This window comes from Streptomyces sp. NBC_00435 (assembly GCF_036014235.1).
Taxonomy (GTDB): domain Bacteria; phylum Actinomycetota; class Actinomycetes; order Streptomycetales; family Streptomycetaceae; genus Streptomyces.
Window position 1 is genome coordinate 7426448 of the sequence record NZ_CP107924.1, and the last position, 20833, is coordinate 7447280.

General features: G+C 72.3%; 17 protein-coding genes. 10 read left to right on the forward strand and 7 right to left on the reverse strand.

Annotated features, from left to right (window positions below; genetic code table 11):
• Positions 1–25: 25 nt before the first annotated feature.
• Positions 26–712: a GNAT family N-acetyltransferase gene (locus tag OG389_RS33500; protein WP_328302635.1), complete on the reverse strand. Its 687-nt coding sequence runs from the start codon at positions 710–712 to the stop codon at positions 26–28.
• 140 nt (positions 713–852) lie between these two features.
• Here OG389_RS33500 and OG389_RS33505 point away from each other — a divergent pair, with 140 nt between their 5' ends.
• The 3 genes from OG389_RS33505 (at position 853) to OG389_RS33515 (ending at position 3449) form a co-directional block, all read left to right on the forward strand.
• Positions 853–1659 carry an alpha/beta fold hydrolase gene (locus OG389_RS33505; RefSeq protein ID WP_328302637.1) on the forward strand — a complete coding sequence of 269 codons (807 nt, stop codon included), beginning with the start codon at positions 853–855 and terminating at the stop codon, positions 1657–1659.
• Positions 1660–1736: 77 nt separating this feature from the next.
• Complete coding sequence (locus OG389_RS33510; RefSeq protein WP_328302639.1) at positions 1737–2978, forward strand: MFS transporter; 1242 nt, start codon at positions 1737–1739, stop codon at positions 2976–2978.
• Positions 2979–3035: 57 nt separating this feature from the next.
• A complete protein-coding gene (locus OG389_RS33515; protein WP_328302641.1) occupies positions 3036–3449 on the forward strand; it encodes a VOC family protein in 414 nt (137 codons plus the stop codon).
• A gap of 105 nt (positions 3450–3554) precedes the next feature.
• Here the strand turns inward: OG389_RS33515 and OG389_RS33520 are convergent, their stop codons facing one another.
• On the reverse strand, positions 3555–4313 hold the full coding sequence (locus tag OG389_RS33520; RefSeq protein ID WP_328302643.1) for a GntR family transcriptional regulator: 759 nt from the start codon (positions 4311–4313) through the stop codon (positions 3555–3557).
• Positions 4314–4491: 178 nt separating this feature from the next.
• On the opposite strand from OG389_RS33520, the gene OG389_RS33525 reads away from it, so the two are divergent.
• The 4 genes from OG389_RS33525 (at position 4492) to OG389_RS33540 (ending at position 9184) form a co-directional block, all read left to right on the forward strand.
• Positions 4492–5748 carry a PTS transporter subunit EIIC gene (locus OG389_RS33525; protein ID WP_328302645.1) on the forward strand — a complete coding sequence of 419 codons (1257 nt, stop codon included), beginning with the start codon at positions 4492–4494 and terminating at the stop codon, positions 5746–5748.
• 47 nt (positions 5749–5795) lie between these two features.
• A complete protein-coding gene (locus tag OG389_RS33530; RefSeq protein WP_328302647.1) occupies positions 5796–6857 on the forward strand; it encodes an SIS domain-containing protein in 1062 nt (353 codons plus the stop codon).
• Between the two features lie 82 nt (positions 6858–6939).
• On the forward strand, positions 6940–7638 hold the full coding sequence (locus OG389_RS33535; RefSeq protein ID WP_328302649.1) for a (2Fe-2S)-binding protein: 699 nt from the start codon (positions 6940–6942) through the stop codon (positions 7636–7638).
• Positions 7639–7705: 67 nt separating this feature from the next.
• A complete protein-coding gene (locus OG389_RS33540; RefSeq protein WP_328302651.1) occupies positions 7706–9184 on the forward strand; it encodes an alpha/beta hydrolase family protein in 1479 nt (492 codons plus the stop codon).
• 29 nt (positions 9185–9213) lie between these two features.
• Here the strand turns inward: OG389_RS33540 and OG389_RS33545 are convergent, their stop codons facing one another.
• Both OG389_RS33545 and OG389_RS33550 read right to left on the reverse strand, forming a co-directional pair.
• Positions 9214–10983 carry a S8 family serine peptidase gene (locus tag OG389_RS33545; RefSeq protein ID WP_328302653.1) on the reverse strand — a complete coding sequence of 590 codons (1770 nt, stop codon included), beginning with the start codon at positions 10981–10983 and terminating at the stop codon, positions 9214–9216.
• A 267-nt stretch (positions 10984–11250) separates the two neighbouring features.
• Positions 11251–12603: a cation:dicarboxylate symporter family transporter gene (locus OG389_RS33550; RefSeq protein WP_328302655.1), complete on the reverse strand. Its 1353-nt coding sequence runs from the start codon at positions 12601–12603 to the stop codon at positions 11251–11253.
• A gap of 128 nt (positions 12604–12731) precedes the next feature.
• Between OG389_RS33550 and OG389_RS33555 the strand changes: the two genes are divergently transcribed.
• Entirely contained in the window at positions 12732–14396 is a 1665-nt protein-coding gene (locus tag OG389_RS33555) for a sensor histidine kinase (RefSeq protein ID WP_328302657.1), read from the forward strand.
• The gene (locus tag OG389_RS33560) at positions 14393–15109 is read left to right on the forward strand and encodes a response regulator (RefSeq protein ID WP_328302659.1); all 717 of its coding nucleotides are present in this window, start codon (positions 14393–14395) and stop codon (positions 15107–15109) included. The genes OG389_RS33555 and OG389_RS33560 overlap by 4 nt, the downstream gene beginning before the upstream one ends.
• Here the strand turns inward: OG389_RS33560 and melC2 are convergent.
• Both melC2 and melC1 read right to left on the reverse strand, forming a co-directional pair.
• Positions 15055–15912: a tyrosinase MelC2 gene (melC2, locus tag OG389_RS33565; RefSeq protein WP_328302661.1), complete on the reverse strand. Its 858-nt coding sequence runs from the start codon at positions 15910–15912 to the stop codon at positions 15055–15057. The genes OG389_RS33560 and melC2 overlap by 55 nt on opposite strands.
• Positions 15912–16328, reverse strand: a complete 417-nt coding sequence (gene melC1 / locus OG389_RS33570; RefSeq protein ID WP_328302663.1) for an apotyrosinase chaperone MelC1 — start codon at positions 16326–16328, stop codon at positions 15912–15914. The genes melC2 and melC1 overlap by 1 nt, the downstream gene beginning before the upstream one ends.
• A gap of 303 nt (positions 16329–16631) precedes the next feature.
• Here melC1 and OG389_RS33575 point away from each other — a divergent pair, with 303 nt between their 5' ends.
• On the forward strand, positions 16632–18023 hold the full coding sequence (locus OG389_RS33575; RefSeq protein ID WP_328302665.1) for a glutamate decarboxylase: 1392 nt from the start codon (positions 16632–16634) through the stop codon (positions 18021–18023).
• A 74-nt stretch (positions 18024–18097) separates the two neighbouring features.
• On the opposite strand, the gene OG389_RS33580 is transcribed toward OG389_RS33575, so the two are convergent.
• Positions 18098–20734, reverse strand: coding sequence for a DEAD/DEAH box helicase (locus OG389_RS33580; RefSeq protein ID WP_328302667.1), 2637 nt, complete (start codon positions 20732–20734; stop codon positions 18098–18100).
• Positions 20735–20833: the final 99 nt, after the last annotated feature.

Genomic DNA, 20833 nt, shown 5'->3' on the forward strand with positions numbered 1-20833 from the left:
GAGGGCCGTCCGGGCAGCAGGACCGTTACGCCGGGATGAGCGTCTTGCGGCGGCGCTTGCGCTGCGCGGCCGCCGAGAGTCTGAGCTCGATGACCGACCGCACGGTCGGCCACTCCTCGTCGAGGATCGAATAGAAGGCCGTACTGCGGACCGCCCCGTCCAGGCCCCGCGAATGGGCCCGACGGACCCCCTCGCTGGTGAACCCGAGCCGTTCCATCGCGGCGCGCGAACGTCCGTTGCGGGCGTCCGCACGCAGCGAGATGCGCCGGACGCCCCAGGTCTCGAAGGCATGGCGGAGCATGAGCAGCTTCGCCTCGGTATTGATGCCGGTCCCCTGGGCTGCCGGGGACAGCCAGGTATTGCCGATCTCGGCGGCATCGGGGATCGCCGTCGCCGGATCGCCGAACGGGACTCCCGGCACGGCGGGCCACACCAGCGGCCCCTGCCAGTAGTCCAGTTCCAGGAACCGGGTCGAACCGACCACCCGGCCGTCGGTGGCTCTGACCACCGCGAACGGGAGCGATCGACCCGCTGCCTGATCGGCGAGGGCACGGTCGATGTACTCGTGGGACGCCTGCACGCCGTGGGGTACGGGAGTGAAGGCGTAAGTCGTACGATCCTCGGCCCCGGCCATGGCCAAGGCCTCGGTGTGGTGGGGGGCGAGGGGCTCGAGCCGCACGGAGCGGCCGGCGAGGAGTACGGGTACGGGCACGGAGCCTTCGGTCCTTCTGGGCGGTGGGGTGGTTGCACAGTCTGCGTCCCTGACGTCGCCCCCCGTGCAAAACACGGGTGAAAGGCAACGGGCTGTCAGGTGAACGCGAGTGGCTCAATGTAGCCCCTTAGAGTCCTCTCATGAACCCCCTAATCGGCAATGGCGCGACACTCTTTTTCGAGGACTTGGGTCCCCGCGAAGGAGCCCCCGTAATCCTGATCCACGGACATCCGTTCAACCACACGATGTGGGCCCCCCAGACGGCGGAACTGATAGCTGCCGGTTACCGTGTGATCACCCCTGACCTGCGGGGATACGGGCGGAGCCCGGTGCTGCCGGGCAAGACGCTGCTCGCGGACTTCGCCGATGACCTGGCCGCTCTGCTCGACCGTCTGGGCGTCGAACAGGCGGTCGTCGGCGGTGTGTCCATGGGCGGCCAGATCGCCATGGAGATGCGGCTGCGCCACCCGGGCCGGGTGCGGGCCCTCGTGCTCTGCGACACCTCCTCGCCGCCGGAAACGCCGGAGGGCAAGGCCTTCCGCCGTGCCCTCGCCGAACGGCTCCTCGCGGAGGGCATGAAGCCCTACACCGACGAGGTCATCGACAAGATGCTCGCGCCGTACAACGTGACCGGGATGCCGCGGACCGCGGCGAAGGTGACCGCGATGATGTACGCGACCGACCCCGAGGGCGCGGCCGCCGCGCTGCGCGGGCGGGCCGAGCGGCCCGACTACGCCCCGGTGCTCGCGGCGCTGCCGCCGGAGGTGCCCTGCCTGATCGTGGTCGGGCGGGACGACGTCTACACCCCGGTGGCCGAGGCCGAGTCCCTGCACGCGCTGGTGCCGCATTCGGTGCTCGCGGTCGTGGAACGGGCCGGGCACCTGCCGGGCGTGGAGCAGCCGGAGGCGTTCAACGAGGCCCTGCTCGGGTTCCTCGCCGCCCTCTGACCGGCCGGGAAGTGGCCCCGAAAACCCAAGGGGCACGGGAGCGGCGGAATGGGCCATTCGGCTGGTCCAATGTTCCGGTGACGATACGGATCCTGCCCCCGCCCGGAGCGCCCCGCCGACTGGCCGCCGCCCAGCTGAGCAACTCCGTCGGCGACGGAGCCTATTACGTGTGCTCGGCGCTGTACTTCACCCGGGTGGTGGGGCTCTCGCCCGCCCAGATCGGCCTGGGCCTCACCGTCGCCTGGGCGATCGGCTCGGTCGCCGGCGTCCCGCTCGGGGCCCTGGCCGACCGGCGGGGTCCGCGCGGCACCTCCGTGGTGCTGGCCGTGGCCACGGCGGCGTCCGTCTGCTCCTTCCTCCTGATCCGCTCCTTCTGGGCCTTCCTGGCCTCCGTGGTCGTCTACGCCACCGCCCAGTGCGGGCTGGCCGCCGCCCGCCAGGCCCTCCTCGCGGGCCTGGTCCCTCCCGGGGAACGGACCGGGGTGCTGGCCCACCTCCAGGCCGTCCTCAACGGCGGCCTCGCGGTCGGCGCGGCCCTCGGCGGGCTCGCGCTCGGCATCGGCACCGAACGGGCCTACCTCTCCGTCTTCGCCCTGGACGCCGTGGCCTTCCTGCTCTGCGCCGCCGTGCTGCTGCGACTGCCGGCGGTGGCCCCCACCGCGGACCGGATGGCGGGGGAGCCGCGCCTGGCCGTGCTCCGGGACCGCCCGTACGCGCTGGTCACGCTGCTCAACGCGATCCTGCTGCTGCGAATGCCGCTGCTGAGCCTCGCGATCCCGCTGTGGATCGTGGAGCGCACACAGGCCCCGGGCTGGCTGGTGTCGGCGCTGTTCGTCCTCAACACGGTGGCGGTGATGCTCTTCCAGGTGCGCACGGCCCGCCCGGTCACCGACCTGGACAGCGCCCGCCGGGCGGTACGGGTCTCCGGGCTGGTGATGGCCGCGTCGTGCGTGGTGTTCGCCGTCTCGGCGCTGCCCCGGGCGGGGTGGGCGGCCGCGGCGCTGCTCGTAGCGGGGGCCGTGCTCCAGGTGGACGCGGAGATGCGCCAGTCCGCGGGCTCCTGGCAGATCGGCTTCGAGCTGGCGCCCGCCGAGCGGATGGGCCAGTACCAGGGGTTCTTCGGCACGGGGGTGCCCGTGGCCCGGACCCTGGGCCCGCTGGTGCTGACCTCACTGCTGCTGCTCTGGGGGATCCCCGGCTGGCTGTTCCTCGGAGCGCTCCTGCTGGCCGCCTCGTACGCGATGGGGCCGGCCGTGCGCCGGGCCGGCGGGGTCTCCCGGACCGGCGGCGCAGCCGCGCAGGCCGTCGTACGGTCGTAGGCGTCGGCAGTGCCCCCGCCGCGCCCCCGGGCGCGGCCCGAGGAAGGACGGCTCCCCATGCTGCGAGGTCTCGCCACCATCAGCTTCTGGGCACATGACCTGGAGGCCGCCAAGCGCTGGTACACCGATCTGCTGGGCATCGAGCCGTACTTCGAGCGGCCGGGGTACGCGGAGTTCCGCATCGGCGACTACCAGGCCGAGCTCGGCATCATCGACGCTTCCTTCGCGCCCCCCGGAGCTGTCATCGGCACCCCGTCCGGGGTGGTCGCGTACTGGCACGTCGACGACGTACCGGCCACCCGGCAGCGGCTGCTGGACCTGGGCGCCAAGGAGTACGAGCCGCTGACCGAGCGCGGCCAGGGCTTCGTCACGTCCTCGGTGGTCGACCCCTTCGGCAACGTCCTCGGCATCATGCGCAACCCGCACTACTTGGAGGTCCTGGAAGGCCGGGAGGGGCCGACGCCCACCTGACCGGGGCCTTCGGCGGGTTCTCCGGGGGCCTTCAGGGGCGCTGGAGCGGTCCTTCGGCGCCCGGACGGGTGCCGAACGGGGCTACCGGGCGCCGGTGGGCCGGTGTCAGTCTGTCTGCAGGGTGGTGCGCAGCCGGTAGCGGTCCCCGCTGTACTCCACCGTGGACAGCAGCAGGGGCCGTTGGTCACGGGTGTACACGGTCTGGTCGAGGACGAGTACGGGCGCGCCCTCGGCGATGCCCAGGTGCCCGGCGAGCCCGGCGTCGGCGTTGCGCGCCTCGATGGTCGCCTCGGCGCGGTCGGGCTCGACGCCCCAGCGCCGCAGTTCCTCGAAGAGGGACGTCTCGCGGAAGTCGGTGCGTGCGAGGTCGGGTGCGAGGTCGACGACGACCAGGGTCCGGTCGAGGGCGATCCGGACGTCGTTGAGCAGCCGGACCCGCTCCAGGAGCAGCAGCGGGGTGCCGGCGGGCACGTCGAGGCGGTCCGCGTCGTCGAGTGAGGCCGTCACCGTGTCGTGGCGCAGGACGACGGAGCTGGCGCGCATGTGCTTGCGCCGTGCGGTGGCGGTGAACGACTCCAGGTCCTTGGGCCACTCGCGGGCGGGCGCGGGTGCCACGGGGGCCGCGACGAACCAGCCGCGTCCGTGGGACGCGGTGACCAGGCCCTGTTCGACGAGGTGACCGAGGGCGCGGCGCAGCGTGACCCGGGAGACGTCCAGCCGGGTGCAGAGCTCGCGCTCCGGCGGCAGCTTGCTGCCCGCGGACAGGCCGCGGCGGGCGATCTCCTCGCGGATCCGCTCCGCGGCCTGGGACCACAGGGGGTCGGCGGCGCGGGCGGTGGGGGAGGCGGCGGCGTCGTCGGTCATGGGGAAGACCATACCACTTGGTACCACTTTGTTTTGGCTTACGACCTCGGGATGGGGGGACCTAAGCCCCCATCTTGATATTTTCTGTAAGACCACAGAAGACCACCGTTGACCAATCCAAAACCACTAGTTACCTTCGAGTCGTCCCCACCACCCCGCTCGACGAGGAGTACCTGCGATGAGTACGGCCACAGTCCCGGCCACCGCACCGGCCGCCGGAAGGAAGCCGGGCCGGATCATGCCGGTCATGCAGCGCATCGGCCGCAGCCTGATGCTGCCCGTGGCCACGCTCCCGGCAGCCGCCCTGCTGACCCGGCTCGGCGGCCACGACCTGCTGGGTCGTGAGAACTTCCCGCTGATCGTGCAGAAGCTCGCGATGGTGCTGGCCGCCGCCGGAAACACCGTCTTCGAGAACCTGCCGCTGCTCTTCGCGGTCGGCGTGGCCGTCGGTTTCGCCAAGAAGGCCGACGGCTCCACCGGTCTGGCCGCGGTGGTCGGCTACCTCGTCTTCAAGGCCGTACTGGCCAGCGAGGCCTTCCCGGCCGGCGCCGACGGCGAGAGGCTGGACGCCAAGGTGCTCGGCGGCATCGTCATGGGCCTCGTCGTGGCCCTCCTCTACCAGCGTTACAGCCGTACCAAGCTGCCCGAGTGGCTGGGCTTCTTCGGCGGCCGCCGGCTCGTGCCCATCCTGAGTGCCTTCGCCGGTGTCGGCATGGGCGTGGTATTCGGAGTGGTCTGGCCCACCGTCGGCAACTGGTTCTTCCACTTCGGTGAGTGGCTCGTCGGCACCGGTGCCTGGGGCGCGGGCCTCTTCGGTCTGGTCGTCCGGGCCCTGATCCCGATCGGGATGCACCACTTCTTCTCGTTCTTCCCCTGGTTCGAGGCCGGCTCCTTCGTCAACCCGGCCACCGGCGAGACGGTCCACGGGGACATCTTCCGCTTCCAGGCCGGGGACCCGACCGCGGGCCAGTTCATGACCGGCGGCTTCCCGATCTACATGTTCGCGCTCCCGGCGGCCGCCATGGCCATCGCGCACACCGCCCGCCCCGAGAACCGGGCCATGGTCAAGGGCATGATGATCTCCGTCGCCCTGACCTCCTTCGTCACCGGCGTGACCGAGCCCATCGAGTTCGCCTTCATGTTCGTGGCCCCGGTCCTCTACGCGATCCACGCCTTCCTCTTCGGCGTCTCGATGGCCGTCTGCTACGCCCTCGGCATCCGTGACGGCTTCGGCTTCTCCTCCGGCGCCATCGACTACATCGTGAACTTCGGCATCGCCACCAAGCCCTGGCTGCTCATACCCATCGGCCTGGCCTTCGCCGCCATCTACTACGTGCTCTTCCGCTGGGCGATCGTGAGGTTCGACCTCCCGACCCCGGGCCGCGAACGCGACGAGGAGTCCCAGCCGGGCGCCAAGGCCGACGCCTCCGCCTGAGCCCGCCGCGACCCACAGACTTCCCCAGACTTCTAAGGACCCCCACCATGTCCGGATCCCGCATCACGTTCCTCGAGGGCCAGGCCGACCAGGGCGCCGCCCTCGCCCGGATCGCCGACCGCGTACGCACCCAGCTCGCCTCCCCGGAGCTCGCCGGGCTGCTCGCCGCCGAGCGCCCCCTCTTCACCGGCATCGGCGCCTCGTACGCCGCCCTCGCCGTCCCCGTGCAGCAGCTGCGCGAGGCCGGGATCGTCACTCAGCGCGTCCTGTCCAGCGAGATCGAGACCGGCACCGCCGGCTTCGACACCGACTGCCTGATCGCCGTCTCCCAGGGCGGCCGCAGCTCCGAGACCATCGCCGCCTTCGAGTGCGCCGCCCCCGGCATCACGAGGACCGCGCTGCTCAACGTGGTCCCCTCGCCGCTCGGCGACCTCGCCGACCTCACCGTGGACCTCGGCAACGAGCCCGACTCGTACGCCTCGACCATCGGCTACACCGGCACCGTCGTCGCCCTCGACCTGATCGCCGGCGCCGTCGCCGGCCGTGACGGCGACCCGTGGGGCGGGATCGCGGAGCAGACCACCGCGGTCCACCAGCAGGCCACCGCGATCATCGCCGGTCTGCGGGAGCGCGGCGCCCGCTGCATCGCCTCCGACGGCGTGGCGGCCGGGGCCTCCCGGGCCTCCGCCGAGGAGGGCGCGCTGCTGCTGCGCGAGGTGGTACGGATGACCGCGGCCGCCTCGGCGACCCGGAACTACCTGCACGGCGAGATGGAGTCGGCGGGCAACACCCTCCACATCGTCCACGGCGACGGCCGCGAGATCGAGCTGGCCCGCTCGCTGGCGGGCGCCGGTCACCTCACGCTGCTGATCACGGCGGCCGAGGTGGAGCCCGCGGACAGCCTGTCGGTCGTCCGCCTGCCCCGGGTCGCGGACGCGGTCCGGGTGGTCCTGGAGACGGTGGTCCTCCAGGAGCTGGTCGCCCAGCTCAGCGACGAGCGGAACGTCCCGATCGAGTCGTTCGTCTTCGCCAACGACGACACCAAGCAGGGCGGCCTCGACATGTCCGACTTCGAGGTCGCGGCGTTCACCCAGACCGTCCAGGCCTGACGGCCCGGGCGCCCGCGCCCCGGTACGGCGGCTGCCCCTACCGGTGGGCAGTCGCCGTCCGGCGCGGTGAGATCATCGGCGGATGGATACGGAACCCGGGATGGACGGCGTACTGCGGCAGCTGGGTTCCGTCGGACCGTTCTTCACCGCTGCCTGCGGGAAGGAGCCGCCCGGGCCCGGCTTCCGGCCGCTCGGCGAGCTGTACGGGGAGCGGCTGGGGCCCTACGTGGGCGAGGTCGGGCGGCGGATCGGGAGCGGGCCGGGGCGGGTGGCCGCCTCGACCGCGCAGTTCGGGATCGCCGGGCGGCTCTGGTCGCTCGCGCTCGGCTGCGCCGTGCTGTCCGGGCGGGTCCCGGATCTCGGACCCGACCGCCTGCACTGGCGGCTGCCCGGCGCCGGGTCACTGGAGCTGTGGCTGCCCGAGCCCGCCGAACTGCCCGGTGCGACACCCGCGCGGGCCCTGGCGGACACCGTGCTCGGCAACCTCGCGGTGCTCGACGCGGCGCTGCGCGAGCGGTTCGGCGTCTCCCCGCGGGTGCTGCGCGGCAACACCGCCTCCGGGCTGGTCGGAGCCGTCCGGGTGCTCACCGACCGGGTGCCGGGGGACGCGGCTGCCTCCCTCGCCGCCGAACTGCTCGCCGACGGCGGTCCGCTCGGAGGTACGGGCACCTTCGTCCACGAACCCGGGCTCGGAGTGGCCTTCGTCCGCCGCAGCTGCTGCCTGTACTACAAGGTGCCGGGCGGCGGCCTCTGCGGGGACTGCGTGCTGCGGACCGGGTAGGGCCGTTCGGACCAACGAGGGGTGTGGCGGACGGCGCCGAACCGCAGGCGCTCCTACGTTCCCTGCCATGACGCACGAGCGAGCCGGCGCCCCGGCACCCGCACACCCCGCCCGCCCCGCCGACCCCGCGCTCCCCGGCGCGTCCGGGATCTCCCGCCGAGCCGCCCTGACCGGGCTGGCCGCCGGGGCCGGCTCCCTGGCCGTCGGAGCGGGGGCCCCGCCCGCCGCCGCTCTGCCCGCCGCCGCCCTCCCGGCGCCCGCGCCGGCGTCTCCCCGGGCCGCGGCCCCCGATCCCTCGCCGGGAGCCATGACGCTCTTCGCCGACCCGGGCTTCAACTTCGCCGGCCTCTTCGCCCTGGGGGCCGCCGGCATGCGCGCCTCCGAGGTCGGCGAGGTCCTCACCGCCGTCAACGCGATCAATGCCGCCGGGCTGTCCGCGCAGACCTTCACCGACACCTTCCGCGCCTGGGGAGACCGCCTCGCCGCGCCCCCGGCCGCCGGCCGCCACGGCGGCTCGGTCCCCTCGCAGACCCGCAGGTTCCGCTCGCTGCGGGCCGCGCAGTACTACGCGCAGGCCCTGTTCTACGTCCTCGGTACCGACCGGCCGGGGGACGAGAAGGAGGTCTACCTCGAAGGTCGGCGCGCCTGGGACACCTTCACCCGGCTCTGCTCCCCGGCCGCCGTCCGCGCGAAGGTCCCGTACGGCAGGACCCAGCTGCCGGTCTGGTTCTTCCGTCCCGAGGGCCACGGCCCGTCCGAACCCCGCCCCACGGTCATCCTCACCAACGGCAGCGACGGCCAGAACGTCGACATGTGGACGTACGGGGTGTCCGCCGCCCTCGACCGGGGCTGGAACGCCCTGGTCTACGACGGTCCGGGCCAGGGCGAGCCGCTCTTCGTCCAGGAACTGTCCTTCACGCCCCGCTGGGAGGAGGTGGTCGGCCCGCTGATCGACTGGCTGGACCGGCGCGAGGACGTGGACAGCTCGCGGATCGCGCTCACCGGCCTCAGCATGGGCGGCAACCTCGTGGCGCGCGCCGCCGCGTTCGAACCCCGCATCGCGGCCCTGGTCTGCCAGCCCGGCTGCGTCAGCCCGTGGCTCGGCTTCGACAAGGAGCTCCGCGACGTGGTCACCGCCGACAAGGCGGAGACCAACCGGGTGTGGAACGAGGAGGTCGTCCCCGAGCTCACCCCGCAGCTCGCCCACACCGTGAAGAAGCGGTTCGAGATCTTCTCGACGGAGGCGCTGCGGGAGGCCCGCGCCGGACGGGTCTTCACCGACCTGTGGACCCCGGCCCAGCTGGCCATCGGTCTCGACGTCACCGCCGTCGTCCCGAAGATCAAGGCCCCGACGCTCGTCCTGGACTACGACTTCGAGCAGTTCTACCCCGGCCAGCCGAAGCAGATGTACGACCTGCTCCGCTCGCGGCGCGAGTACGTGAAACTGACGGGGGCCACCGGGGCGCAGTTGCACTGCTCCCCGATGGCCCCGCAACAGCACTGCGACGTCGTCTTCGACTGGCTGGCGGACGTCCTGCACCGTTGATCCGGCGGAGGGACGGCCCGCCCGACCGGTTAGAAGGTCAGGTTCCAGGCGTCGATCTTGCCGGTGTCCGCGTTGGCGTTGTCGTTCACACGGAGGGTCCAGACGCCGTTGGCGACCTCGGAGGAGGCGTTGACGGTGAAGGTCTGGATGATGTTGTCCGTGCTGCCGCCGGCCCGGTTGCTCAGGGTGTAGACCGAGCCGTCCGGGGCCACCAGGTCGACCTTGAGGTCACCGATGTAGGTGTGCTTGATGTCCACGCCCACCTTGAGGGTGGCCGGCGCGTTGCCGGTCACCCCGCTGACGGTGATCGTGCTGTCCACGGTCGCGTTGTCGTTGACCGCGAAGTCGGTGAGGTTCTCGAAGTACTTGCCGGTGGGCGGCGTGGTCGTGCCGCCGATCGCCTTCAGCGCGTCGACCTGGCCCTCGCCGAAGAACCCGTTGTTGGCCGTGGTCCCGGTGCAGCGGCTGTCCGACGGGCAGGCGGTGTCGTTGGCCTGGGTGGCCAGCGCGGTGCGGATCTGCGCCGGGGTGAAGGACGGGTTGGCGCTGGCGATGAGCGCCGCGACGCCCACGACGTGCGGGGTGGCCATCGAGGTGCCGCTCTTGGTGCTGTACCCGCCGCCCGGAGCGGTGGAGTACACGTTGCTGCCCGGCGCCGCGACGTCGATGACGCCCTGGCCGAAGTTGGAGAACGAGGCCTTGGTGACTCCGGTGCCGTTGGCCGCGACCGTGACCACGCCCGGGAGCTCGGTCGGGATGTCGAGGCAGGCGTTGGTGATGGTGCGGGTGGTCGGGGTGGAGTCGTTGGGGCTCGCGGTGTCCGTGGTCTTGTGGGCGAGGTCGTAGTTCTCGTTGCCCGCCGCGGCGACCTGGAGCGAGCCCTTGCTCTCCGCGTACTCCTGGGCGCGCTTGACGCCCTCGATGATGGCGGCCTGGTCGATGTTGTCCGGGCAGTTGAACTGCCACGGGTCCGTGTAGTAGCTGTTGTTGGTGACCTTGAACCCGTGGTCGCCGGACCAGACGAAGGCACAGATGGTGTTCTCGGCGAAGAAGAACGAGTTGCCGGGCTCGGCCACGCGGACCGAGGAGATCTTCACGCCCGGGGCCACGCCGACGACGCCCTTGCCGTTCTTGGCGGCGGCGACGGTGCCCGCCACGTGCGTGCCGTGGGTGTCCACGTCGCGCCAGGCGCCGACCCGGGTGTCCGGCTTGCCGTAGGCGCAGGAGGCGGAGTCGGCGGCGTTGAAGTTCGGCGCCAGGTCCTGGTGCTGGTCGTCCACACCGGTGTCCAGGATGCCGACCTTGACGGAGGCCGATCCGGTACTCACGGCCCAGGCCTGGTCGGCCTTGATCTGGCTCATGTCGACGCGTACGGGCTCGCCCGCCGGGGTCGTCGTCTGCGCCGGGTTGGCGGGCAGCGCCGGATTGTAGGCGTCGGCCGGGACGTCCGAGGTGCGCGTCGCGCCGACCTTCTGGACTCCGCTGACCCCGCGCATGGTGGCGGCGAAGGTCGAGGAGGTCGAGTGGGCGACGATCACGCCGATGGAGTCGAAGTACGAGAAGACCGTGCCGCCGTTGGCCGTGACGGCGGAGCGGACCGCCGAGCTGTCACCGGCGGCGGTGATCACCAGGTAGGCGCGGGTGCCGGCAGCCCAGGTCGCACTCTGGGAAGTCGGCGCCGCGGCCAGGGCCTTGGCGGGTGCGGAGGTGACCGGGGTACCGGCCGGGGAGACGGGCGCGGTGCCGGCGAGCGCGGCCGGAGCGCCGAAGGCCAGGGCGCCGAGGGCGGCCGCCAGCACGAGGGTACGTCGAGGTCGGCTGGATATGTGGGGTATCAATGCGTCCTCCGAAGACGGCCCCGCGGTGCGGGTGGCACCTACAGGGCCGTACGAAACGAGTGGTGGACGCAAGATGTCAGAATCCTGCCCCGATATGGAAGTACCTTTTACCGCACGACAGTTCACATGATCTTGGCTGGAAATCGACGTCAGGTCGAGGTGTCGGGACCGGCCGGACTGGGCACCGTGGGGGCGAGCCCTGGCCGGCCGGTCCGCGGGGCGTACACGCTAGGCGGGTACGCCGTCCTTGGTGCCGTCCGGCTGGACGGGCACGACGGTGGCCTCCCGGGGCCCCTCGTCGGTGAGTGTGGTCTCGTCGAACGGAAGTCGTCCCGCGAGGACTTCGGTGGCCCGCGCCCGGTCGAACTCCTTCGTCCAGGTCCCGATCAGCACGGTGGCGACCGCGTTGCCCGCGAAGTTCGTCATCGCCCGCGCCTCGCTCATGAACCGGTCGATGCCCACGATCAGGCCGACGCCGTCGACCAGTTCCGGCCGGTGCGACTGGAGTCCTCCCGCGAGGGTGGCCAGTCCCGCGCCCGTCACCCCGGCCGCGCCCTTCGAGGCCACGATCATGAACAGCAGCAGCGAGACCTGCTCGCCCAGGGCGAGGGGTTTGCCCATCGCCTCCGCGACGAAGAGCGAGGACATCGTCAGGTAGATCGCGGTCCCGTCCAGGTTGAAGGAGTAGCCAGTGGGGACCGTGATGCCGACCACCGGCCGCGAGACCCCGACGTGTTCCATCTTGGCGATCAGCCGGGGCAGCGCGGACTCGGAGGAGGAGGTGGACAGGATCAGCAGGAACTCCCGGCCCAGGTAGCGCAGCAGGGCGAAGACGCTGATCCCCGTACACACCCGCAGCAGCGTGCCCAGGACCACGAAGACGAAGAGCAGGCAGGTCGTGTAGAAGCCGATCATGATGACCGCCAGGGACTTCAGCGCGTCCATCCCGGTCGCCCCGACCACCGCCGCGATCGCGCCGAACGCGCCCACCGGAGCCACCCACATGATCATCGCGAGCACGCGGAACACCAGCTTCTGCACGTACCCGACCCCGCGCAGCACCGGCTCGCCCGCCGTGCCCAACGCCTGCAGGGCGAACCCGCACAGCAGCGCCACCAGCAGGGTCTGCAGCACCTCACCCCCGGTGAAGGCCGACACGAGCGTGGTGGGGATGATCCCCAGCAGGAACTCGGGCGTGCTCTGCGCGCCGCCCGCCTTGGCCTGCGCCTCGCCCGCGTGTCGGGCCGCCTCGGTCAGGTGCAGTCCGCTGCCCGGCTCCAGCAGGTTGCCGACCAGTAGTCCGATGGCCAGCGCCACCGTGGACATCACCATGAAGTAGCCGAGTGCCAGCCCGCCCACCGCGCCGACCTTGGCGGCCTTGCGGACCGAGCCGATGCCCAGCACGATCGTGCAGAAGATCACCGGCGAGATCATCATCTTGATGAGGTTGACGAACCCGGTGCCCAGTGGCTTGAGCTCCACGGCCGTGCCGGGTGCGGCGAATCCGACGGCGATGCCGAGCAGCACCGCGCCGATCACGGCGATGTACAGATAATGCGTCCTGTCGGGCCTGGCGGCCACGATGCCTCCTGGTGATGCACTCGCTCGCCTCCCGGTGGTGAAGGCGTCCCGGGAGACCATCGCCCGCAACTGTGACCCCGGTCACCCTTGCGTTCATTGAGTTCACGCCGGGGTGCACACTGAGCGCCATGTTCCGCTTCCTCCGGCCGCCGCGCAGCCTCGCCGGCCAGCTCTTCGCCATGCAGGTGGTGCTGGTCGCCGTGGTCGTCGCCGGATGTGCCGTCTTCGCCTGTGCCACCGCCCGCGACCAGGCGGAGGAGGCCGCCCGACGCCAGGCCGGAGCGGTGGCCCGCGCGGTCGCCGACTCACCGTCGGTACGGGACGCGGTGCGGGAGGCGGCGCGCAGGACGGCGACCGGGACGGCAGGTGGGGCGGAGCGCGGGGGTGATCCGTCCGGCGGCCCCTCCGAGGCCCTGCAGGCCTACGCGGAGCGGGTCCGGATCGACGCGGGCGTGGACTTCGTGACGATCATGGATCCGGACGGGCGGCGCTGGACCCACCCCGACCCGCTGCGCATCGGTGAGTCCTTCCTCGGCAACACCGCCCCCGCGCTGCGGGGGGAGACCTTCAGCGAGACCTACACCGGCACCCTCGGTCCCTCCATCCGGGTGGTCACCCCGCTCGTCGACGACGGCCGTGTCGTCGGCATGGTGGCCGCAGGCATCACCGTCCGCGCGGTCAGCGCCCGGCTTGCCGCCCAGCTCTCCGTACTCGTCTGGGTGGCCGGCGGGGCCCTCGTACTCGGCGGCGCGGGCACGTACATCGTCAACGCTCGGCTGCGCCGCCACACGCACGGGATGAACGCCGCCGAACTGAGCCGGATGTACGACTACCACCAGGCGGCCCTGCACGGGGTCCGCGAAGGACTGCTGATGCTCGACGGCCGACGCAGGATCACCCTCGTCAACGACGCTGGCCGCGAACTCCTGGGCCTGCGCGGGGAGATCAAGGGCACCGGAGTCGCCGAGCTCGGCCTGCCCGCCCCGCTCACCGGGGCGCTGCTCGCCGACCGGCCCCGCGTCGACGAGGTCCACCTGACCGCCGACCGGGTGCTCGTGCTCAACAGCACGCCCGTCGCGGGCGGCGGTCGCCGGGGGACCGTGATCACCCTGCGCGACCGCACCGAACTGCTCTCCCTGACCGGGGAACTGGACCAGGAGCGGGGATTCACCCAGGCACTGCGCGCGCAGGCCCACGAGGCGGCCAACCGGCTGCACACCGTGGTCTCCCTCATCGAACTCGGCCGCAGCGAGGAGGCGGTGGACTTCGCCACCGCCGAACTCTCCCTCGCCCAGGCCCTGACCGACGAGGTGATCACCGCCGTCGGTGAGCCGGTGCTCGTCGCCCTGCTGCTCGGCAAGGCCGCGCAGGCCCACGAACGGGGCGTCGAACTGGTGGTGACTCCGGACAGCGGGTCCATCGACGCCGGGCTCGGTGGCCCGCCCGCCCGGGACCTCGTCACCGTCCTCGGCAACCTCGTCGACAACGCTGTCGACGCGCTCAGCGGTGTCCCCGGCGGCCGCGTCCAGGTCACCGTCCGCCCCGACGGCCCGGCCGGGCCCCAAGGGCGCGGTCTACTGCTGCGGGTGGCCGACAACGGGCCCGGACTCCCGGAGGGCGCGGACGTGTTCCGGCGCGGCTGGTCGGGCAAGGGTGAGGGACGGGGCCTGGGCCTCGCGCTCGTGCGGCAGGTGGCACACCGGCACGGCGGCAGCGCGGACGCCGAGCAACTGTCCGGAGGAGGAGCGCGGTTCACCGTATGGCTGCCCGCGAGCAGGGAGGCGAGCGAATGAGCGCGTCCGAGGTGCGGGTCCTGGTGGTCGAGGACGACCAGGTGGCCGCCGACGCGCACGCGCTGTACGTCGGGCGCGTGTCCGGTTTCACCGCCGTGGCGGCCGTCAACTCCCTGGCGGAGGCCACTCGGGTCCTGGAGCGGACCCGGATCGACCTGCTGCTGCTCGACCTGACTCTGCCCGACGGCCACGGGCTGCGCTTCGCGCGCGGCCTGCGGGCCGCCGGGCACCCGGCCGACGTGATCGTGGTGACCTCGGCACGGGATCTGGGGGTCGTCCGCGCGAGCGTCGCGCTCGGGGTCGTGCAGTACGTACTGAAGCCCTTCGCCTTCCCCACGCTGCGCGAACGGCTGCTGCGCTACGCCGAGTTCCGTGCGAAGGCGGCGGGAGAGGCGGCCGGCCAGGACGACGTGGACCGGGCCATGGCGGCCCTGCGCCCACCCCCTGCGTCCAAACTCCCCAAGGGGATCGGCGCGTCGACCCTGGACCGGGTCGCCGCGCTGCTGCGGTCGGCCCCCGAGGGGCTGACCGCAGCCGGGACGGCCGAGGTGGCCGGGATCTCGCGGATCACCGCCCGCCGGTACCTGGAGCACCTGGTGGACACCGGCCGCGCGGACCGCACCCCCCGGTACGGCCAGGTCGGCCGCCCCGAACTGAACTACCGCTGGCTGGTGCCGGCCCCGGCCAGCGCCGGCTCGGTGTCGAAGGTGTAGAACTTCCGGTGGTCCAGCATGTCCGCCGGCGTCACGTTGTTCCACGGCCGCATGGTGTCGTGGAGGTCCACGACGTTCGGGGTGCCGGCGGCGGGCAGGTACGGCGACTGCGGGTGCAGCGCCTGCCAGTCGGCCCACAGCTTGTCGACGAAGGCGTGGTGCATCCAGAACACGGGGTCGTTGGGCGAGACCCCGGTGGCCATCTGGCCGCCCACCCAGACGTGGATCCGGTTGTGCAGGTTGGCCCCGCGCCAGCCCTCCAGGTTGTTGCGGAAGCCGCCGGACGCACTGTTCCAGGGCGCCGCGTCGTACACCGGCATCGCGAGGACCGCGTCCACCTCGGCCCTGGTCGGCAGCTGGGCCACGCCGGTGCCGAGGTCGCGGCGCAGGTAGTTGCGCCCGTCGACCCGTACGGTTATCTCCCACTTGCCCGCCGAGTAGGCGAACGGCCCGTCGATGACCTGGCCGTCGCGGGCCCGTCCCGTGCCTCCGAGGAAGTCCGCGGCCCAGAGGGAGGAGCGGGCGGTCCGGTCCGCCGTCCAGTCCCAGTAAGGCAGGGCCACCTTCGGATCCACCGACTGCAGCGCCGCCTCGAACTCCAGCAGAAACCTGCGGTGCCAGGGCAGGAAGGAGGGGGAGCGGTGGCCGACCCGGTCGCCCGCGTCGGTGTCGGCCATGATGAAGCCGTTGTGGGTGGTGACGAAGCGGTCGTAACGGCCGGTGCGCTTGAGTTCGTGGAGCGCCGCGACGAAGGCGCGCTTCTCCTCGGCGGTGAGCTTGGCCTGGTTCTTGCGAACGGTCATCACATACCAGCCATCGGGACGAGGTCGGCGCCCTGGAGTTCGCGGACGGCCGCGCGGGCGAGCGGGAGGGGATCGGCGAAGGTCTCGTAGTGGTTGACCACGCTGATCCAGGTGCCGTCGGCGTTGCGCATGACGTGCAGTTCGCGGCCGTCGATGAGGACGGTCGGCAGGGCGGCGGAGTCGTGGCCGGCGTGGTGGCCGCCATGGTGGTCGCCGTGGTGGTCTCCGCCTGTGGCGGCGGGGATTATCCGTATGCGGCGGCCCTGGTAGACCTCTTCGATGGTGCCCGCGGGGTTGGCGGGTGAGTCGGAGCGGGATCCGGTGACGGCCGCGTGCGCGGTGGCGCCTGCGAGGCCGAGGGCGGCGAGTGCGCCGGCAGCCGTGCCCAAGGCTTGACGGCGGGTGAGCTTGTTCATGGGCCGAGAGGTATCAGGGCCCGAGGAGTAGGGGACCTGTATCCGGACATCCAAGGATAAGTTGCCCGTCGAACTACTTAGATGATCTTCCCGTCCGGGCCGGCTCCGGGGGGCCGAACGGGAAAACCTTTGCAAAAAAGCTTAATGAACAAGAAATGCTGCGGTCATGTGGCGAGGCTATGGAGGGGGTCACACTGTCGAGTCGGCCTGAAGCCGCAGCGACGTCCGGCCCGAGCCCGGTCGAACCGCCCCTTAAGAATTCTAAAGCCGACTTCAGTGTGATCTGTCCCATATAGTCCCGATATGGCTCTCCATGAGACGAAGGACGCCCGCGCCCGCGACGCCGAGACGGACGTGTTCGCGTCCACCCTCAGCGGCGAGGTCCTCCCCAAGAACCGGATGCCGGAGGACCACTCGCCCTCCGAGGTGGTCTACGAGCTCCTCCACAACGAGCTGCTCCTCGACGGCAACGCCGCCCAGAACCTGGCCACCTTCTGCACCACCTGGTCGGACGACGGGGTCCACCGGCTGATGAACGAGTGCCTCGACAAGAACATGATCGACAAGGACGAGTACCCGCAGACGGCCGAGATCGAGGCCCGCTGCGTGAACATCCTGGCCGACCTGTGGAACGCCCCGGCCGGCGCCACCGGCACCGGTTGCTCCACCACCGGATCCAGCGAGGCCGCCATGCTCGGCGGTCTCGCCCTCAAGTGGCGCTGGCGCGAACGCCGCCGCGCGGCCGGACTGCCCACCGACAGGCCGAACCTGGTGTGCGGGCCGGTCCAGATCTGCTGGGAGAAGTTCGCCCGCTACTTCGACGTCGAGCTCCGCCAGGTCCCCATGGAGCCGGGCGCCAACGGACTGCGCCCCGAACAGCTCGCCGCGCACGTCGACGAGAACACCATCGGCGTCGTGGCCATCCTCGGCGTCACCTACACCTGCGTCTACGAGCCGGTCGCCGAGATCGCCGCCGAGCTCGACCGGATCCAGGCCGAGCACGGCTGGGACGTGCCCATCCACGTCGACGCCGCGAGCGGCGGCTTCGTCGCGCCCTTCCTCCATCCCGACGTGGTCTGGGACTTCCGGCTGCCGCGCGTGGCCTCCGTCAACACCTCCGGGCACAAGTACGGGCTCGCCCCGCTCGGCGTCGGGTGGATCGTCTGGCGCACCGCGGACCTGCTCCCCGCCGACCTCGTCTTCTCCGTGGACTACCTCGGCGGGGACATGCCCACCTTCGCGCTCAACTTCTCCCGCCCCGGCGGCGAGATCATCGCCCAGTACTACTTGTTCCTGCGCCTGGGCAGGGGCGGCTACCGCCGGGTCCAGCAGGCCTGCGCCGACACCGCCCAGTACCTGGCCCGCGAGATCGAGAAGATGGGCCCCTTCACCCTCCTCTACGACGGCCAGGGGGCGCTGCCCGCCGTCTCCTACCGGCTCACCGACCCGGAGGGCGCCGGGTTCAGCCTGTACGACCTCTCGGACCGGCTGCGCATGCGCGGCTGGCAGGTGCCCTCGTACCCGCTGCCGGCCGACCGCGAGGACACGGTCATCCAGCGCGTCCTGATCCGGCACGGGGTGACCCGGGACCAGATCGCGCTGCTCGTCACCGACCTGCGCCGGTCCGTGGAACACCTGGCCGCGCATCCGCAGCCCGTGACCGACAGCGCGCCCCGGTCCGGCTTCCACCACTGAAACGGACCGCAGGACCGCAGGTCCGCCGGGCCGCCGGGACTCGGGCGTCCCGGCGGCCCAAGGGCACGGAACGGTCAGGAGGCCGGCCAGCGCATCCCCAGTTCCGTCAGCGCGGCCGTCCGCTCCGGGGTGAGGGACGCGGCGCGGGAGCGCTGGTTGGCGATCCAGGCGCCGAGGCGCAGTTCCCGGTCGCCCACCCGCTCCACGTGCGTACGGGGCACCCGCAGATGCCGCTCGCGGTCGCGGAACTGCCGGGCCGCCTCCAGGTGCGCCGCCCACGCGGCGGCGTGCCCCACCCGGGGCTTCGGCCGGTCCGCCTCCCCGGGCGGCTTCACCCCGAGGGCGTGCTCCAGCAGCCAGCGCTGTGCCCAGGAGAGCCGCTCCCAGCCGACGCGCTGGCCCCGCAGCCACACACCGAGGTCCTCGCCCTGGACGACGGCCTCCCCGGGGCGGGCCGGGAGCCGGCCGCCGGCGTCCAGGTGGACCCGTGTCAGGTGGAAGGCCCGCTGCCAGGAGATCTCCCAGCCCGGACACCAGGACGCGTCCACGGCCTCCAGCGCCTCCCGGCGCTCTTCGGACAGGGCGCCGGGGCCCTCGCGGCGGGCCGCCGCGCGCTGGTTCTTGACCCACACCCCGACCGGGGCGCCGCGCCAGGTGGCGTCCACCGGCGGCAGCAGGTGGCCGTGCTCGGCCGCCCAGCCGCTCGCCGCCGCCAGCCCCTCCTCGAAGGCCACGTCGAAGTGGCTCCACACCATGCCCAGTTCGTCGAGCTGGGCCACCCGCTCCCGGCCCAGCGCGCCACGGCGGTACGTGCGCCGCACGTCCGCGATCCACTGGCCGAGCGGGAACCGGGCCAGCCCCGATGGCCACTCCTGTCCGGCTTCGCCCGTCCCGGATGCGTGCCCGGCGTCGGCGGCCTGACCGGGTTCCCCGGTTTGTCCTGGCTGCCCGGTTTCCCCGGTCCGCCCGGTTCCCCCCTGTGTCGCCGTCGTGCCGGCGTCCGGGCCTACGGGCACCTTGAACGCGAACGGCACCTTCAGGTCCCCGACGGCCCTGGCGTAGACCCGGGCCGCCTCCACGCCGCGCCGCCAGTGCTCGTGCTCCGGGTGCAGGACCCGGAGCCGGATGAAGGCCGCCAGCAGCGCCGGGTCGCGCGGTGTGGAGAAGCTCAGCAGGGACTGCGCCCCGTCGCGCAGCCCGGGGCCGCTCACGCTCTCCACCGCGCCCGCACCCGGTGCCCCGCGCCGGCTCGGTGCCTGAGGCTGTGCCAGGGACTCGACGAGCCGGGTGTCGTGGGCCCGGAGCGCCTCCAGGAGCCGCGCGAGGTCCCCGTACGCCCGTGAGGTCAGCATTGTCTCAGGGGACTCGTCGGGCCCCAGCAGCACCGGCACCACCAGGGAGGCGACCTTGCCCTCCCCGGGCCGGATGCGCAGCGCCCGGCCGACGGCCTGGACCAGGTCGGGCATGGAGCCCCGTACGTCGGCCCAGAAGACCGAGTCGCACTCCTTGGTGTCCACGCCCTCGCCCAACACCCGGACGCTGCCGAGGAAGGCTTTGTCCGCGACCCGGTCGTCGGAGAAGGCGCCCAGCACCCGCCGCCGGTGCGCCGCCGTGTGCTGGCCGCACAGCCAGTCCGCCCAGACGGTGCGCGGGTACACCGGCCGGGGGGCCCAACTCGTGGCGCGCAGCCGCGCGGCCACCGCGGGCAGCCCGGCCGCGAAGGCCTCGGCCTCCTTGGTCAGGTGGTGGAAGACGAGCGTGCGCCGGAACCCCTGCCGCACGGCCGCCGTCACCAGCGCCGTCTGGAGCGCCGCGAGACGCACCCCGCGCACCGCGTCGGAGCGTCCCTCCGGCCCGAGCAGTACGGCCGCCTGGAACTCCGGATCGCTGACGTCCACGCAGACCACCCGGTACGGGGCGCAGATGCCCCGGTCGATGGCCTCGGAGAGGGTCAGGGTGTAGCAGCGCGCGCCGAACGGCCCGTCGGCGTCGTCCTCCATGGAGGCCACGAGGTCGCCCCGGCCACGACCCTCCCGCTGACGGTCGGCGCCTTCGGAGTCCTCGGTGCCGTCCGTGCCCTCGGTGTCCTCCGCGCCTTCGGTGCCTTCTGCACCCTCGGGGCCCTCGGTGTACTCGCCGTCCTGCCAGACCCGGGGGGTGGCCGTCATGTACAGCCGGCGGACCGAGGGGATCCGGGTGTTGTCGTGCACCACCGCCCAGGGCTTGCCGATCCGGCCGGAGGTCCGGTGCGCCTCGTCGACCACGATCAGGTCCCAGCCGGGCAGCCCCTCGCGGTGCGCGCGTTCGATGGTGCCCAGGCCGAGCGAGGCGTACGTGGCGTACACCGTCACCCGGTCGACGGGCGGGCCCGCCCAGCCGGCCAGTTCGGCCGGGTCGGTGGTGGTCGGCACGCCGGCGTCCTCGCCGCGCAGCGAGCACACCGCGAAGGCGCGGCCGGTCCGGCCGCCCTCGCGCCAGGCCGCCGCGGTCTGCACCAGGAGGTCGAGGGAGGGCACCAGCACCAGGACCCGTCCGGCGCGCAGCTCCTCGGCCGTGTGCACGGCCACCAGCGACTTGCCGGAGCCGGTCGCCATGATGACCTGAGTGCGGAGTCCCGACTGCGGGACGCGGCGTCCGGCGGGCAGCTCCAGCGCCCGCACCGCGGCGTCGACGGCCTCACGCTGGTGCGGACGGAGTTTCTGCCTGACCATGCGGACCACCTCCCCCGTGAACTGCCCGTTCGCTTCCAGCCACTATCTTGCCCCGGTTTTGAATCACGAGGGGGAGATCGGCTGAGCGGGTTCGGGCGA

Bases quoted from the DNA above. Each gene is read 5' to 3' on its own strand.
- OG389_RS33560 (WP_328302659.1), top strand. From the start codon at position 14,393: ATGAGCGCGTCCGAGGTGCGGGTCCTGGTGGTCGAGGACGACCAGGTG.
- melC1 (WP_328302663.1), bottom strand. From the start codon at position 16,328: ATGAACAAGCTCACCCGCCGTCAAGCCTTGGGCACGGCTGCCGGCGCA.
- OG389_RS33520 (WP_328302643.1), bottom strand. From the start codon at position 4,313: ATGACCGACGACGCCGCCGCCTCCCCCACCGCCCGCGCCGCCGACCCC.
- OG389_RS33555 (WP_328302657.1), top strand. From the start codon at position 12,732: ATGTTCCGCTTCCTCCGGCCGCCGCGCAGCCTCGCCGGCCAGCTCTTC.
- OG389_RS33540 (WP_328302651.1), top strand. From the start codon at position 7,706: ATGACGCACGAGCGAGCCGGCGCCCCGGCACCCGCACACCCCGCCCGC.
- OG389_RS33530 (WP_328302647.1), top strand. From the start codon at position 5,796: ATGTCCGGATCCCGCATCACGTTCCTCGAGGGCCAGGCCGACCAGGGC.
- OG389_RS33580 (WP_328302667.1), bottom strand. From the start codon at position 20,734: ATGGTCAGGCAGAAACTCCGTCCGCACCAGCGTGAGGCCGTCGACGCC.
- OG389_RS33525 (WP_328302645.1), top strand. From the start codon at position 4,492: ATGAGTACGGCCACAGTCCCGGCCACCGCACCGGCCGCCGGAAGGAAG.
- OG389_RS33515 (WP_328302641.1), top strand. From the start codon at position 3,036: ATGCTGCGAGGTCTCGCCACCATCAGCTTCTGGGCACATGACCTGGAG.
- melC2 (WP_328302661.1), bottom strand. From the start codon at position 15,912: ATGACCGTTCGCAAGAACCAGGCCAAGCTCACCGCCGAGGAGAAGCGC.
- OG389_RS33505 (WP_328302637.1), top strand. From the start codon at position 853: ATGAACCCCCTAATCGGCAATGGCGCGACACTCTTTTTCGAGGACTTG.
- OG389_RS33535 (WP_328302649.1), top strand. From the start codon at position 6,940: ATGGATACGGAACCCGGGATGGACGGCGTACTGCGGCAGCTGGGTTCC.
- OG389_RS33575 (WP_328302665.1), top strand. From the start codon at position 16,632: ATGGCTCTCCATGAGACGAAGGACGCCCGCGCCCGCGACGCCGAGACG.